This is a genomic window from Amycolatopsis sp. NPDC051102 (assembly GCF_040682815.1).
Lineage (GTDB): Bacteria > Actinomycetota > Actinomycetes > Mycobacteriales > Pseudonocardiaceae > Amycolatopsis.
Genome location: NZ_JBFBBT010000001.1, coordinates 994,993 through 1,010,040 on the forward strand (window position 1 = coordinate 994,993; position 15,048 = coordinate 1,010,040).

Consider the following 15,048-nt stretch of genomic DNA (forward strand, 5'->3'; position numbering starts at 1 on the left):
CCGGCCGTCGGCCGGGCCGTTGCGGAACCGAGCGGCGACGCTATACCGTGAGCGAACTAGAACACGTTATAGTTTGCGTGGCCGGTCGTAGCGAGGAGCGGACATGGCGAAAAGGGCGGCGCGCGGCGACGAGGCCGACTACGTCGTCGTCGGGTCGGGGAGCTCGGGGGCGGCGATCGCGGGGCGGCTGGCGCAGGCCGGGGCCAGCGTGATCGTCCTGGAAGCGGGCAAGAGCGACGAGCAGCTGCTCGTCAAGAAGCCCGGGCTCGTCGGGCCGATGCACGCCGTCCCGCAGCTCAAGAAGCCGCTCGACTGGGGCTTCTACGGCGTGCCGCAGAAACACGTTCTCGACCGCCGAATGCCGGTGCCGCGCGGGCGGGTCGTCGGCGGGTCCAGCTCCATCAACGGCATGGTCTACGTCCGCGGCAACCGCGCCAACTTCGACTCGTGGGCCGCCGAGGGCAACACCGGCTGGGACGCCGACAGCGTCAACGCCGCCTACAAGCGGATGGAGGACTTCGAGGACGGCGAGAACGCCTTCCGCGGCGCGGGCGGGCCGATCCGGGTCACCCGCGCGAAGAACCCGCAGGAAGGCTCGCTGCAGTTCGTCGAGGCCACCGCCGACGCGCTCGGCTGCAAGATCCTCGACGACTACAACGCCGAGTCCCAAGAGGGCGTCAGCCGGATGCAGCAGAACGCCGCCGACGGCCTGCGTTACAGCGCCTCGCGCGGCTACCTCCACCACCTCGCGCCCCCGACACTGCAGCTGCAGTCCGGAGTGCTGGTCGAAAAGGTGCTCATCGAGAACGGCCGCGCGGTCGGCGTCGAGGTCGTCGACGGCCGACGGCGGCGCACCGTCCGCGCCGGCAAGGAGGTCATCCTCTCCGCCGGGGTCATCGGGTCCGCGCAGCTGCTCATGCTCTCCGGCGTCGGGCACGCCGAGCACCTCAAGGAGCACGGCATCGACGTCGTCGCCGACCTGCCGGTCGGGGACAACATGCACGACCACATGTTCCACGCCCTGACGTTCCACGTGTCGACCAGCAAGAACAAGGGCACGGCGCCGTACTTCGCCCGCGGGCTGGCCCGGGAGCTGCTCCGCCCCGGCACCACGTTCCTGGCGAACTCCGTCTTCGAAGCCGTGGCGTTCCTGCGGACCTCGCAGGCCGGCGCGATCCCCGACCTGCAGCTGCACCTGCTGCCGTGGGCGTACGTGTCACCCAACCAGGACGCGCCGATCCGGCACGACGTCGACAAGCGGCCCGCGCTCACCGTGCTGACGACCCTGATCTACCCGAAGAGCCGCGGCACGCTGCGGCTCGCGTCGGCGGATCCGGCCGCGGCACCGCTCATCGACTTCCAGTACCTGTCCGACCCCGCCGACCTCGAACTGCTCGGCGAGGGCTCGGAAATGGTGCGCGAGATCTTCGCGTCGAAAGCGTTCAAGGGCGCGGTCAAAGAGGAAATCCACCCGGGCGCCCGGGTGCGGGGGCAGGAACTGCGCGACGCGATCCTCAACCGCGCGACGTCGGTCTACCACGGCGTCGGCACCTGCCGGATGGGCGTCGACGAGCTCGCGGTCGTCGACCCCGAACTGCGGGTCCGCGGCGTCGAGGGCCTGCGGGTCTGCGACGCCTCGATCATGCCGTCGATCACCGGCGGCAACACCAACGCGCCCTGCATCATGATCGGGGAAATGGGCGCCCAGCTCGTCCTCGGGAGCCGGTCATGACGCTCACACCGCTCGAACTCACCCGTCCCGCGTCGGTCACCGACGCCTTGCTGGCGCAGCTGGTCTCCCGGGTGCCCGGCTCGTCCGGCGAAACCTGGAAGCTCACCGAGGTCTACACCGGCGAGGTGCTGGTCGAGCTGCCGCAGTCGACGGCCGAAGACATCGAGCGGGCGTTCGCCGTCGCGCGCGCGGCCCAGCGGAAGTGGGCGGCGACCCCGGTCAAGGAGCGGCTGGCGGTGTTCCGGCGGGCGCACGCGCTGTTCGTCGAGCACGCGCGGACGATCGCCGACCTCATCCAGGTCGAGAGCGGCAAGAACCGGCGGATGGCGATCGAGGAGACGTGCGACCCGCCGATGGTGATGAGCCACTACCTGAAGCGGGCGGCCCGGTTGCTGGCACCGACCCGGCGCGGCGGCCCGGTGCCGCTGCTCACGACGTCGACCGAGGTCCGGCTGCCCAAGGGCGTCGTCGGCATCATCGCGCCGTGGAACTTCCCGTTCGCCACCGGTGTTTCCGACGCGGTGCCGGCGCTGATGGCGGGCAACGCGGTGGTGCTGAAGCCGGACAACAAGACGGCGCTCTCGCCCCTGTACGGCGTCCGGCTGCTGGAGGAGGCGGGCCTGCCGGAGGGGCTGTTCCAGGTGGTGTGCGGCGAGGGACCGGACGTCGGCCCGCCGCTGATCGACCGCGCGAACTACGTGATGTTCACCGGCTCGACGGCGACCGGCCGGGTGATCGGCGAGCGCGCGGGCCGCAACCTGATCGGCTGCTGCCTCGAACTCGGCGGCAAGAACCCGATGATCGTGCTGGAGGACGCCTCGATCGAGCAGGCCGTGGCGGGCGCCGTCTTCGGGGCGTTCGGCAACACCGGCCAGATCTGCATGCACATCGAGCGGATCTATCTGCCGGAGTCCCGCTACGAGGAGTTCAAGACGGCGTTCGTGGCGGCGGCCTCGGCCCTCGACGTCCGCGCGTCCTACGACTTCGGCCCCGACATGGGCTCGCTGGTCTCGGTCGACCACATGCGCCGGGTCAAGTCCCATGTGGACGATGCGGTGGCCAAGGGCGCGACCGTGCTCTGCGGCGGCAAGCCCCGCCCCGACCTGGGCCCGGCGTTCTTCGAGCCGACGATCCTGGAGGGCGTCACCACGGACATGCTGTGCGGCGTCACGGAAACGTTCGGGCCCGTGGTGGCCCTGCACAAGTACCGCACGGCCGACGAAGCGGTGGCCCTGGCCAACGACACCGACTACGGCCTGAACGCGTCGGTGTGGAGCGGCGACGTCGCGGCCGGGTGCGCGCTGGCGGCGCGCATCGAGTCGGGCAACGTCAACGTCAACGACATCCTGGCCACGGCCTATGCGGCGAAAGGGACACCGTCCGGCGGCGTCAAGAACTCCGGCGTCGGCGCGCGCCACGGCGACCAGGGGCTGCTGAAGTACACGGACGTGCAGAACCTGGCGGTGCTGAAGAAACAGGTCATGGGGCCGCGGCCGGGGCAGGGGTACGAGAAGTACGTCGAGAGCATGCTTTCCGGGCTGAAGCTGATGCGCAAGCTGCGGATCCGGTAGCGCTCAGCCGTCGACCAGCAGCCCGCGCAACGGCCCCTGCAGCCGGGCCGCGCGTCGGGAGGCGCCCGGCAGCAGCACCAGCCGGTGGGTCCGCCGCTCGCCCCGGCGTTCCCGCTCGGCCTGTTCCGCCGCCAGCGGCCGCCACAGGTTGTCCACGACGTCCGCCGGATCCCGGTTTTCCAGCTCCGACACCGGATGCCCCAGGTGTTCGGCCCACAGCCGCAGGCGGGCGGTCCGGGCCACCGCCGGGTCGTCGGTGACGAGGTTGACCTCCGTGTCGTTGAACAGCGAATGCTCGTTCAGGTTCGCCGAGCCCACCGTCAGCCACTCGTCGTCGACGATGCCGAGCTTCGCGTGGACGTACACCGGCGCCGAGGCGTCCCCGTCGTGGGCGCTGATCGTGGCCGCCACCAGCCGGTGGTGGCCGTCGTCGGCGTCCAGCAGCCGCCCGAGCTGGCCACGGGTGGTGTCCGAGCCGTTGCTCGGCTTGCGCGGCAGCAGCAGGACGACGCGGAACCGCTCGTCCGGCGGGTTCTTGAGCTTGTCGAGCAGCACCTCGGCGATCTCCGGCGACCACAGGAACTGGTTCTCGAGGTAGACCAGCCGCCGCGCCGACCGCAAGGCGCGCAGGTAGCCGTCGAGGACGGTGAACTCGCCCTTCGGCAGGAAGCGGTACGTGTCGTTGGGGATGGTCTTCTGCAGCTGCACACGGCTGCTGCCGGCCGGCGCCGGGACCACCGGCTCGGGCAGGTCTTCGCCGGTCACCTCGGTCCAGCGTCGCTGGAAGTGGCCGGCGACATCGGCGACGGCGGGCCCTTCGACCCGCGCCATGAGGTCGTGCCAGCCGATCGGCCGCGGCGGGTGTTCCGGGCTGTCGTGCCGGTCGCCTTCCAGCGCGGTGAGGTCGACGCCGCCGACGAAGGCGACGGCATCGTCGACGATGACCAGCTTCTCGTGGTGGCAGTGCAGGGTCCGCTCACGGGCGTCCAGCACGCACCGCACGCTGGTGCCTTCGGTGAACTTCCGCTGTTCGTCCTTCGCGAGCTTCCGCGACGGCTGGAACGCCGGAAAGGGCGGCCCGGCCCACAGCAGCACCCGCACCTCGACCCCCCGCCCGGCGGCCTCGGCCAGCAGCCGGCGCAGGGTGGGCGAGCCGGGCTCACGCGTCAGCCGGAAGTCGGCGCTGGCGTGCCAGTTCGCGATGTGCACGTGGGATTTCGCCTGCCGGATGGCGTCGGCGACGGCGGGCAGCGACTCCTCGCCGTCGACGAGCACCTCGACGCGGTTGCCGTCGCGGACGGGGGCCCGGCCGCCGAGGCGGTCCTGGGCACCGCCGGGCTCGAGCACCTCACCCCAGCCGAGCCGGCGCAGCCGCCGCCGGTGGTGGGCGCACAGGACGCCTTCCAGCCCGTCGCCGAGCCGCTCGTCCATCTTGTCCACGAAAGAGTGAAAGGGTCGCACCCGTCCTATGTCACTACAGATCGGCCCGGCGCGCCGTGCAGTGACGCTGCGTCAGAGGTCGAGCACGAGCCGCGGTGAGCACGCCCGCGACACGCAGAGCATCATCACCTCGCTCTCCAGCCGCTCGTCCGCGGTCAGCACCGAGTCCCGATGGTCCGGTGTCCCGCCGAGCACGCCGGTCTCGCAGGTGCCGCAAGTCCCCTCCCGGCACGACGACAACACCTGAACCCCGGCCTCCTCGACCACCTCCAGGATCGACCGGTCCGCCGGCACCGGCAGCACCCGCCCCGATCCGGCCAGCTCCACCTCGAACGCCGTGCGCGGGCCCGCCTCCTCCCGCGGCGTGAAGCGCTCGACGTGCAGGTCGGCCGGTTCCAGGGCCTCCACCGCGGCCAGCAGCGGTTCCGGCCCGCAGCAATACACCGCCGTGCCCGGTCCGGCGCCGGCCAGCAGGGCCGGCAGGTCCAGCAGGCCGTGTTCGTCCTGGGGGCGGAACACCACCCGGTCGCCGTGGCGGGCCAGCTCGGCCGTGAACGCCATCGACGCGCGCGTCCGGCCGCCGTAGACCAGCTGCCATTCGCGGCCCGAGCGAGCGACGCTGGCGAGCATCGGCAGGATCGGCGTGATGCCGATGCCGCCCGCGATGAACAGATACCGCTCGGCGTCGACCAGCGCGAAGTGGTTGCGCGGGCCCTCCACCTGAAGGGAGTCCCCGGCGGACAAGACGTCGTGCACGTACGCCGAGCCGCCGCGGCCGTCGCGCTCCCGCAGCACGGCCACCTGGTACGCCGACGCGTCCGAGGGGTCGCCGCACAGCGAGTACTGCCGCCGGAAGCCGGGGAGGACGAGGTCGACGTGCGCTCCCGGCTCCCACGGGGGCAGCGAACCGCCGCCGGGGGCGCGGAGGGTGAGCGCCACGACGTCGTCGGCCACCTTTTCCTTGCGGTCCACCAGCAAGTCGAGGGTCATCGGTGTCCTTCGGGGTGGGCGAGCAGCCAGTCCCACAGCTGCACGGGGTCTTCGAACTCGCGCTCGGCGCCGCAGTGACAGACCGCACGCAGGCGGTCGGTGCCGAGCACCCAGTGGATCCGGTTGACGCGGTCGCCGGTCAGCATCGGGCCGGTCACGACGCCGCCAGGCGCTGCAGCATCCGGCGGGCCGCCAGGCCGCCCGTGTCGATGTTGATCGACAGCTCCTGGTAGCCGTCCGGTTCGGTGGCGATCACCCGCTCGAGGACGTCGAGGGCTTCGACGTCCTGCAGCACCACCGTGCGGTTGTTCTCCGCGAGGAACGCCGACACGCCTTCGTCGTCGAGGGCGAAATCCCGGGCCACCGCCCAGAAGTCGTGCGTGGAGTGTTCGGTTTCGGGCGTGATGGCGTAGACGACCTCGACGTGGAAGGCGTCCGGGTCGGTGCCGTCCGGGTTCGGCACCGAGCCGACCGGCGCGATGCGGCTGTGCAGCTTGTACAGGCACGGCGGCGTGTATTCGATGTCCTGCCAGCGCGAGATGCGGCCTTCCAGGCCGGTCGACTTGGCGTAGAAGGGCGGGCACGCCGCGTCGGCCATGTGCCGCGAGACGTAGACGATGCCGGCGTCCTCGTCGACCTCGGTCGTGATCGGCGTTTCGGCGACCTCCGGGGTGCCGATGTAACCGCCGTGCAGGTAGGTCTCGTGGGACAGGTCCAGCAGGTTGTCCACCAGCAGCGAGTACCGCGCCTTCAGCGGTTCCATCCCGCAGACCGTGGTGTAGCCCGGCGAGGCGAGCCAGGGCGCCCGCGGGATCGCGGCCGCGTCCGCCTTCGCGGGGTCGCCGATGAACACCCAGACGAAGGAGTCCTGCTCCACCAGTGGGTAGCGCGTCAGCCGGGCGGTCCGCGGCACCCGGGTCTGCCCGGGCACGGCGACGCACTTGCCGTCGACACCGTAGGTGAAGCCGTGGTAGCCGCAGACGACCTGATCGTCGACGAGCCGCGAAGGCGCCTGCGACAACGGGAAGCGCCGATGCACGCACCGGTCGGCCATCGCGGTGACGCTCCCGTCGCGGGTCCGCCAGAACAGGATCGGCTCGCCGCAGATCGTGCGGCCGAACAGCTCGGTGCCGATCTCGGAACCGTAGGCGGCGACGTACCACTGGTCGCGGGGAATGGCGCTCATCGGGTCGTCCTTTCGTGGTGGGCCGGGTCACAGCCTGGGCGAGCGACCCGGCGCCCACGAAGGGCTATTTCATAAGACGGAAAGCGCACGCGAGATGGCCCGCGCGCTGGTCATCACCAGCGGGGCCAGCGCGTGCGGTGCCACGCTCCCGTACCGGACGACCAGCGACACCGCGGCCACCACCCGGCCCCGCGGGTCCAGGATCGGCGCGCCGACCGACAGCGCGTCCAGGGTCACCTGCCGCTCGCTGATCGAGAAGCCGTGCGTGCGGACGTCGGCCAGCATGTGCCGCACCCGGTCCGGGTCGGTCACGGTCTCGCTCGTGTACCGCTCGATCGGGCGGCCGAGGACGTCCTCCTGGACCTCGGCCGGCGCGTGGGCGAGCAGGACGAGCCCGACGCCGGTCGCGGTCAGCGCGAACCGGCCGCCGACGCGGGTCAGCACCGGCACCGCGCCGGTGCCGGCGATCCGCTCGATGTACACCACTTCGGTGCCTTCGCGGACGGCGAGCTGGACGTTCTCGCGCGTGATCTGCGAGAGGTCCTCCAGGAACGGCAGGGCGCGTTCCCGCAGGCCCAGGCCCCGCGGCGCGAGCGAGCCCAGCTCCCACAGCCGCAGCCCGACGCGGTAGACGCCGGACTCGTCCCGTTCGAGCGCACCCCACTCGCAGAACTCCCGCAGCAGCCGGTGCGCGGTCGCGGCCGGCAACCCGGTCCGGCGGGCGACTTCGCTCAGCCGCAGCGCCGGCCGGTCCGGCGAGAAGGCTTCGAGCACCCGCAGCGCGCGGCCCAGCACCGGCCCGGTGGCGCCGGGAACGCGACCTCGGTGCGGCACGGCGACCTCCGGCGGGTGTGGCTCAGAGGTCCACTATGCCCCGCGCGGCCCGGCGCGCGGCGGCCGCGTCACGGCGTTCCTCGAACCGGGACGCCTGCGTCTCCAGGCCCTTCAGGAAGGTCGCCAGCTCCTCCCGGGCGGCTTCGCCGACCGCGCCGAGGCCGGTCAGGTCGAACACCTTCCAGTACCGCAGCAGCGGCTGGACGACGTCGTCGTGGTGGATGCGCAGGTCGTAGATGCCGGCCTTGGCCATCAGCGCCGCCTTGCGCTGGAAGCTGGGGATGACCGCGCCCGGCATCGCGAAGTCCAGCACCTCGTCGGCGATCGCGCGCACCATGGCGTCCGGCGAGATCTCCAGCGCCGCCTTGACCAGGTTGCGGTAGAAGACCATGTGCAGGTTCTCGTCGGTGGACACCCGGGCGAGCAGCTTCTCGGCCAGCGGGTCCTGGGTGTAGCGGCCGGTGTTGCGGTGCGAGAGCCGGGTCGCCAGTTCCTGGAACGAGACGTACGCGCAGACGTTGAGCAGCGGCTTGTCGCCGGTGTCGTAGCCCGCCTGCATCGTCTCCATCCGCATCCGCTCCAGCTCGACGGGGTCGACGGCGCGGGTGACCAGCAGGTAGTCGCGGATGCAGATGCCGTGGCGGCCCTCTTCGGCCGTCCACCGGTGCACCCAGGTGCCCCACGCCCCGTCGCGGCCGAACGCGCGCTCGATCTCGCGGTGGTAGCTGGGCAGGTTGTCCTCGGTGAGCAGGTTGACTTCGAGAGCCGTCCGCGCGATCGGGGTGACCCGGGACTGCTCGGGGTCCCAGGCTTCCCCGCCGAGGTCGGCGAAGTCGCGCCCCTGGCTCCAGGGGACGTACTCGTGCGGCATCCACTCCTGGGCGGCGGCGAGGTGCCGGTTGAGGTTCTCTTCGACCGTGCCTTCCAGCTCGTGCAGCAGGCGGGTGGTTTCGGGGACCGGCATAGGGAACGTCCTTCCGTACCTACGCAACCGTAACTTACGGTGTCGTAGGATACGACAACGGTCGCGCGCACCGGGTGGTTCCCGGCGCTCACCGCGTGGGTGCCACCAGATCGAAGACGTAGTCCTTGAGGATGGGCCCGAAGAAACTGTTCCCGGTGATTCGCACCACAGCGCGTCCCGGGACGCCGTCAGCCTGCTCGAGGATCTCGCACTTCGCGGTGGGATCGGCCGGGACGACCTTCGTGATCCTCGGCGACGTACCGGCCGCCACCGGGATGGTGTGCGACGGCGCGCCGGCGTCGAAGCCGCCGATCGTCCGGCCGCCGAGCACGATCCCGATCGAGAGCGGACCGGCTGTCGGGACGGGCCGGCCGCTGAACTCCTGCCAGTAGCTCACGCAGGTGTCGCGCCAGGTGCCCGCGTCGGCTTCGTGGGCGGTGAGCTTGGCCTTCACCTCGGCGAAGCGCCGTGCATCGACGTGGTGTTCGAGCGAGTCCCACGCCCGGCGCATCCACGACACGTAGTGGACGCCCGTCTGGTAGCGGTACACCAGTTCGTCCCAGAAGGTCCGGCCGTTGCGCATCCGCCGGTCCCACGGCACGTGGTGGAACCACATCAGCAGGTTTTCGGGAACGGTGTCGATGTCGGCGTACCGGGCCGCGAGCACCGGGAAGTACTGCGCGGTGAAGCCGCTGCCGGTGGGGGAGCGGTCGTAGCCGAGGCCCGTGCGGTCGGCCCGGTTGTAGTACACCGGGCTCCAGTCGTCCCGCGCCAGCCGTTCGGCGGGGTTGGGGCCGTAGTGGTCGCTGGACCGGAACTGGTGCGCGACGCCGAGCGGGGTCTGGTAGCTCACCAGCGCCTCCCGCGAACCCATCATCATGGCCACGATGGTCCGGACGGCGAGGTCGCGGTTGCTCCACGTCAGCCGGACCCAGTCTTCGGCGATGCCGCGGGCGTCCAGGGTCCAGTCCCACGCCAGCCTGCCGAAGGCGTACAGGTTGGCCTGCGAGAAGTGGTGCCCGGTCAGGTCGTCGGAGTTGCCGAAGTTGGCCACGCCGACGATCGCGCTGTCCGGGTGGCCCTGGGCCGTGCCGTCCACCACGTTGCCGACGAGGCGTTTCCGCAACAGCCTGCCGTGCTCGTCGGTGGCGAACGTGTCGGACTTCAGCACCTCTTCCCACAGCGGGCCGAGGTAGCACAGCATCGTGTTCTGCCCGGTGTACTCCTGGGTGACCTGCAGCTCGATGGCCTGGTTGGTGTGCTCCATCCGGCCGAAGAGCGGATTGGCCGGCTCCCGGGCCTGGTAGTCCAGCGGGCCGTTCTTGGTCTGCAGGAACACGTTCCGGGCGAACCGGCCCTTCGTCCCGTCGGGCTGGGGCTCCTCGTCGATGGGGCCGAACTCCAGGTAGGCGCGCTTCAGCCGGTCCGCGTCCACGTCGGCGTTGTAGACGAAGGTGCGCCAGAAGATCCGCATCCCGAGCGGCGCCACCGCCGCCGCCATCCCGTTGGCGCCGTCACCGTGGTCGTAGCCCAGGTCCTGGGGACCCGGCTGGCCTTCGGAGTTCGCCTTCACGGTGAAGCCCAGGAAGTCGGGGATCGCGGCCTGCAGCTGCCGGGCCCGGCGGGTCCACCAGCCCTGGAACTGCGCGCTGTAGGGATCCAGCTGTTCCCGCGTGAGCGTGTCGGGCGCGAACCGGGCGTCCGTCGGAGCGGCGTAGTTGATGGAGACGGCCAGCTTGATCCCGTACGGGCGCAGGGCGTCCGCCAGCGCGGCTTCCTGCTCGATGGCGGCCGGGGTGAGGTAGAAGCTGTTGGCGTTGACGTTGTTGATGGTGATGCCGTTGATGCCGACGGAAGCCATCGCCCGCGCCGCCACCAGGTACCGGTCGAGGATCACCGGCAGGTTCAGCCCGGCGGACGCCCCGGTGGCGGTGAAGTCGAAGATCGCCCCGGTTTCGCCGTTCAGCCCACCGGTTCCGGCCGGGTTGTTGCCGGCGTAGAGGCGTTCGGTCTCCCAGTAGTTCAGGTGCCGGTGGTTGATCCGGGGCACCGAGGAGATGTCCAGGCCGGTGACGGATTGCTGGGCCTGGATCCGCCGGAGGAAGGCGAACGTCCCGTACAGCGCGGCGAGATCGGTGTTGCCGGCGATGACGACGGCGCGGTGGCCGCCCCGGGAGAGCGAGCGGATGAGGTAGCCGTCGGTACCGAGCGCGGCCAGTTCGTGCGGGGGAACGAGCCGGCGCACCAGCGGCGAGCTCTCCGGGGTGCCCACGACCACGGTGTGGTCGCAGAAGCCGTCGCGCACCGGTACCGGCCGTCCCAGCAGCCCGCCGAGACCGCGGACGAGCTCGTCGCGCGCCGCTTCCAAGGTGCTGCGCACCAGGTGCTCAGTGGAGCCGGGGGCCATGCTCAGGTTCGCCGTGTGGCGGTGGACCGGGGTCCGCCCGGCGTTCTCCACGACGATCGCCCCGAGCGCGGCCCGGTGCCGCGCGAGGAGGCCGGGATCGGCGACCCGCTCGTAACGCAGCCACAGGTCCGAGCCGTCGTAGTCGTCCGGGAAGGCCTCCGGCGGACCCGCGAGCGCCGGAGCGGCACCGAACACCGAGGTGGCCACGGCAGCTCCGCTGCCGATCAGGAAGGAACGCCGGCGAAACCGGCTCTGCTCGTTCTCGTCGCTGAGAGACACCGTGCCCCCATCGTGTGCACGAGTATTTAGTTCGTTTCCCGCACTATTGCCGGGCCGGGTCCGTGCTGTCAAGAATTGGCGATATACCAGGAAATTCCCGAAAGTTTCAGCGACTGCCCGGCGTGTCGGGGCCGGCGCACTCCGGCCCGGATGATCGGCCGTGTCAGACTGCCCGGCGATGGTCACCCCAGCCGATCTCGCCGACCTGCTCGAATGCGAGCACCGCAGCCTCCTCACCCAGGCACTGGCCGCGGGCCTGCCGGGGGCGCCGCGGCCCGAACCCGGCAGCCACCGGACCGCCGACGCCGAAGACCTCGCCCTCGCCGCGAAGGCGACGCAGGAGGCGTTGCGTTCCGGCGCACCGGTCATCCACCGGGCCGTCTTCCTCGACGGCGAGTTCTCGGCGCAGGCCGACATCCTGGCCCAGGACGGCGAAGGCCGTTACGAGGTGTACGACACCACTCCGGTCCGGCAGGCGACGCTCGCGGCGGTGGTCCGGCTGACCGCGTGCGCGGACGCCGTCGCCCGCGCCGGCCTGCCCGCCGGGCCGCACCTGCACCTCCGGCTCACCGACGGCGGCACCCGGACGCTGCGCGTCGAGGACTTCCGGCCGCTCGTGGCCCGCCTGCGGGCCCGGCTGGCCGGGCGGCCGCCGCGGCTGCCGGTGCCGCTGTGGGCCGACGAACGCCCGGCCTGCGCCGGCTGCGGGTTCGCCCGGCACTGCGCGACCGCCCGCGAAGCCGACCGGGACCTCTCGCTGGTGGCCGGGATGCGCGTGGACCAGCGCCGCAAGCTGGTCGAAGCCGGGCTGGGCTCGATCGACGCACTGGCCGCGGCCGGCCCGGCCGACCGGCCGCGGGACCTGTCCGCGACGGCGTTCGAGGCCCTGCGCGCCCAAGCCGCGCTGCAAGTCCGGCAGGACACCACCGGCGAGATCGCCTACGAGATCGTCGACCCCGGCGCGCTGGCCACGCTGCCGGTCCCCGCGCCGGGCGACGTGTTCGTCGATCTGGCCGGCGACCCGCACGCCCTCGTCGGCGAGGGGCTGGAGTACCTGTTCGGTGCGGTCGGCGACGGGGAGTTCACGCCGTTCTGGGCGCACAGCCGGGCCCAGGAGCGGCGTGCGTTCGAGGAGTTCGTCGACTTCGCCGCGGCGCGGGTCGCCGAGCACCCCGGCTCGCACGTCTACCACTACGCGCCGTACGAGGTGACCGCGATCAAGCGGCTCGCGGCGGTGCACGGCACCCGTGAGGAGACCGTCGACCACCTGCTGCGCAGCGGCGCGGTCGTGGACCTGCACGCGGTCGTGCGCAAGGCGCTGCGGGTGTCGCAGCGGTCGTACTCGATCCGGCACCTCGAGCCGCTCTACCAGCCCGGCACCCGCGTGAAGACGGCCGTGTCCGACGTCGACGCGTACGAGGAATTCCTGGCTCTCGCGCAGTCCGGCGAGCCGGAACGCGCCGACGAGGTCCTGCGCCGCATCGGCGAGAACACCGAGGACGACTGCGTTTCCGCGCAGCGGCTGTTCGAGTTCCTCCACCGGGTCCGCGCCGACGCCGGAATCGACGTCCCCGAGCCGCCCGAAGAATCCGCCGAGGACGCCTTGCTGCGCGCGGCCGAGGAGGACGTCGCCGCCGAGCGGCGCGCCGAACGGGCCGCGCAGCTGGCCGCCCTGGTCGACCCGCTGCTCGAGGGACTGCCGGACGACCCGGGTGCCTTCACCGGCGAGGAGCGGGCCCGCGCGCTACTGGCGGCGTCCGTCGGCTACCACCGTCGCGAGACGAACCCGGCGTGGTGGGAGTACTTCCGCCAGCTGGCCGCGCCGCTCGGCGACCTCGAAGTGGACACCGCCTGCGCGGTGCCGGTCTCCCTGGAGGCGGGGGAGTGGGTGCCCCCGGCCGGGCGGGCGCGCACCGCGAAGCGGACGCTGCAGCTGGCGTGCGACCCCGACCGGCCGCACCCGTTCGCCCCCGGCGACGACGTGCGGCTGCGCTACGGCGACACCGCCCGCGACGCGAAGGTCGTCGCCGCGTCGGCCGTGGAGCTGACGCTGGAAGAGAGCTGCCCGCCGGACGCGACCACGAACGACCGGCCGTCCGCGGTGCTGCCCGGCAGCCCGGTCCGGCCCTCACCCAAGGACGAGGCGGTCGCCGAACTCGCCCGCCTGGTCGTCGACGCGCTCCCGGTGCTGCCGCGGCACCCCGGCGTCGACCTGCTCCGGCGGACGCCACCGCGGTTGCGCGGCGGCGCGGCGCTGCCGGAACCGGGGCCGGACCTGGTCGCCACGGTGATCGAGGCGGTCGACGCGCTGGACGGGTCGACGCTGGCCGTGCAGGGGCCGCCGGGCGCGGGCAAGACCTACCTCGCCGGGAAGCTCATCGCCCACCTCGTGCGGGCCGGGCGGACGGTCGCGGTCACGTCGAACAGCCACAAGGCCGTGGAGAACGTGCTGAGCGCGGCCAAGAAGAGCGCGCCGGACCTGCCGTGCGCCAAGCGCGCGAAGCGGACGCCGGACCCGGCCGCGCCCTGGGAACAGCCGAAGAGCAACCCGGCGCTGGTGAAGTGGCGCGCGGAGCACGACACCGGGCACCTGGTCGGCGGGACGGCGTGGACGTTCGCCAACGCGGCGATCCGCGAGGAACCCTTCGACCTGCTGATCATCGACGAGGCCGGCCAGTTCGCCCTGGCCGACGCGCTCGCGGTGTCCGGGTGCGCGCGCAACGTCCTGCTGCTGGGCGACCCGCAGCAGCTGCCGCAGGTGGTGCAGGGCACGCACCCGGCGGGCGCGGAGGCGTCGGCGCTGGGCCACCTGATCGGCGAGGCCGGCATCATGCCGCCGTCGCTGGGCTACTTCCTCGACGAGACCCGGCGGATGCACCCGGCGGTGTGCGAGCCGGTGTCGGACCTCTCCTACGCCGGGCGGCTGCACGCCCACCCGTCGGCGGCCGACCGGGCGCTGGACGGGATCGCGGCGGGGTTGTACCTGGCCGAAGTGGACCACCGCGGCAACACGACCCGGTCGGTGGCGGAGGCGGACGCCGTCGTGCGCATCGTGTCCGAAGTGCACGGTCGCATGTGGACCGACCACGGCCCGCCGCGGCCGCTCGGCGACGCCGACATCGTCGTCGTCGCCCCGTACAACCTGCAGGCGCGGACGGTGACCCGCGCCCTGCAGGACGCCGGGTTCCCCGGGGTCAGGGTGGGCACGGTCGACCGCTTCCAGGGCCAGGAGGCCCCGGTGGTGATCACCACGATGACGTCGTCGTCGGCGGTCGACCTGCCGCGCGGCCTCGATTTCCTGCTCTCCCGCAACCGGCTCAACGTGGCGCTGTCGCGGGCCCAGGCGCTGGCGGTCCTGGTGTGCTCACCGCGCCTGGTGGAAGCCGACATTCGCACCGTGGACCAGATGCGCCTGGTGGCGGGCATGATCGGCCTGATGACGGCGGCCTCGCCGTGGCCGGCCGGTCAGCTGGGCGGTTCCGGTTCGCCGGCGTCGTCGTCGACGTCCTGAGTTTCGGGCTTTTCCCGGTCGGTTTCCGGAATCGGGACGTCGAGGTCGAGTTCCGGGGTGCCGGGCGGGGGCGGGACGTCGGGGGTCAGGGGGCCTTGCTCGGATTCGGTCATGGGTGGGGGTACCCCGGCGCC

General features: G+C 72.0%; 11 protein-coding genes. 3 read left to right on the top strand and 8 right to left on the bottom strand.

Annotated features, from left to right (window positions below; translation table 11 throughout):
• The first annotated feature begins 103 nt into the window (after positions 1-103).
• Positions 104-1,732: a GMC family oxidoreductase N-terminal domain-containing protein gene (locus tag AB0M93_RS04070; RefSeq protein WP_364268159.1), complete on the top strand. Its 1,629-nt coding sequence runs from the start codon at positions 104-106 to the stop codon at positions 1,730-1,732.
• Complete coding sequence (locus AB0M93_RS04075; RefSeq protein ID WP_364268161.1) at positions 1,729-3,303, top strand: succinic semialdehyde dehydrogenase; 1,575 nt, start codon at positions 1,729-1,731, stop codon at positions 3,301-3,303. Before AB0M93_RS04070 ends, AB0M93_RS04075 begins: the two co-directional genes overlap by 4 nt.
• A 3-nt stretch (positions 3,304-3,306) precedes the next feature.
• Here AB0M93_RS04075 and AB0M93_RS04080 read toward each other — a convergent pair whose 3' ends face one another.
• The 7 genes from AB0M93_RS04080 to AB0M93_RS04110 form a co-directional block, all read right to left on the bottom strand.
• Positions 3,307-4,764 (bottom strand): phospholipase D family protein, encoded by a 1,458-nt coding sequence (locus AB0M93_RS04080; RefSeq protein WP_364268163.1) that lies wholly within the window; start codon positions 4,762-4,764, stop codon positions 3,307-3,309.
• Positions 4,765-4,815: 51 nt separating this feature from the next.
• Positions 4,816-5,733: a PDR/VanB family oxidoreductase gene (locus AB0M93_RS04085; RefSeq protein ID WP_364268165.1), complete on the bottom strand. Its 918-nt coding sequence runs from the start codon at positions 5,731-5,733 to the stop codon at positions 4,816-4,818.
• Positions 5,730-5,891, bottom strand: coding sequence for a hypothetical protein (locus AB0M93_RS04090; protein WP_364268167.1), 162 nt, complete (start codon positions 5,889-5,891; stop codon positions 5,730-5,732). Before AB0M93_RS04090 ends, AB0M93_RS04085 begins: the two co-directional genes overlap by 4 nt.
• A complete protein-coding gene (locus tag AB0M93_RS04095) occupies positions 5,888-6,919 on the bottom strand; it encodes an aromatic ring-hydroxylating dioxygenase subunit alpha (RefSeq protein WP_364268169.1) in 1,032 nt (343 codons plus the stop codon). Before AB0M93_RS04095 ends, AB0M93_RS04090 begins: the two co-directional genes overlap by 4 nt.
• A 69-nt stretch (positions 6,920-6,988) precedes the next feature.
• Positions 6,989-7,753 carry an IclR family transcriptional regulator gene (locus tag AB0M93_RS04100; RefSeq protein WP_364268171.1) on the bottom strand — a complete coding sequence of 255 codons (765 nt, stop codon included), beginning with the start codon at positions 7,751-7,753 and terminating at the stop codon, positions 6,989-6,991.
• 22 nt (positions 7,754-7,775) lie between these two features.
• Positions 7,776-8,717, bottom strand: a complete 942-nt coding sequence (locus AB0M93_RS04105) for an acyl-ACP desaturase (protein WP_364268173.1) — start codon at positions 8,715-8,717, stop codon at positions 7,776-7,778.
• Positions 8,718-8,805: 88 nt separating this feature from the next.
• Complete coding sequence (locus AB0M93_RS04110) at positions 8,806-11,403, bottom strand: alpha-glucuronidase family glycosyl hydrolase (protein WP_364268175.1); 2,598 nt, start codon at positions 11,401-11,403, stop codon at positions 8,806-8,808.
• 178 nt (positions 11,404-11,581) lie between these two features.
• On the opposite strand from AB0M93_RS04110, the gene AB0M93_RS04115 reads away from it, so the two are divergent.
• Positions 11,582-14,914 (top strand): TM0106 family RecB-like putative nuclease, encoded by a 3,333-nt coding sequence (locus AB0M93_RS04115; protein WP_364268177.1) that lies wholly within the window; start codon positions 11,582-11,584, stop codon positions 14,912-14,914.
• On the opposite strand, the gene AB0M93_RS04120 is transcribed toward AB0M93_RS04115, so the two are convergent.
• Positions 14,869-15,027 carry a hypothetical protein gene (locus tag AB0M93_RS04120; RefSeq protein WP_364268179.1) on the bottom strand — a complete coding sequence of 53 codons (159 nt, stop codon included), beginning with the start codon at positions 15,025-15,027 and terminating at the stop codon, positions 14,869-14,871. The genes AB0M93_RS04115 and AB0M93_RS04120 overlap by 46 nt on opposite strands.
• Positions 15,028-15,048 lie beyond the last annotated feature (21 nt).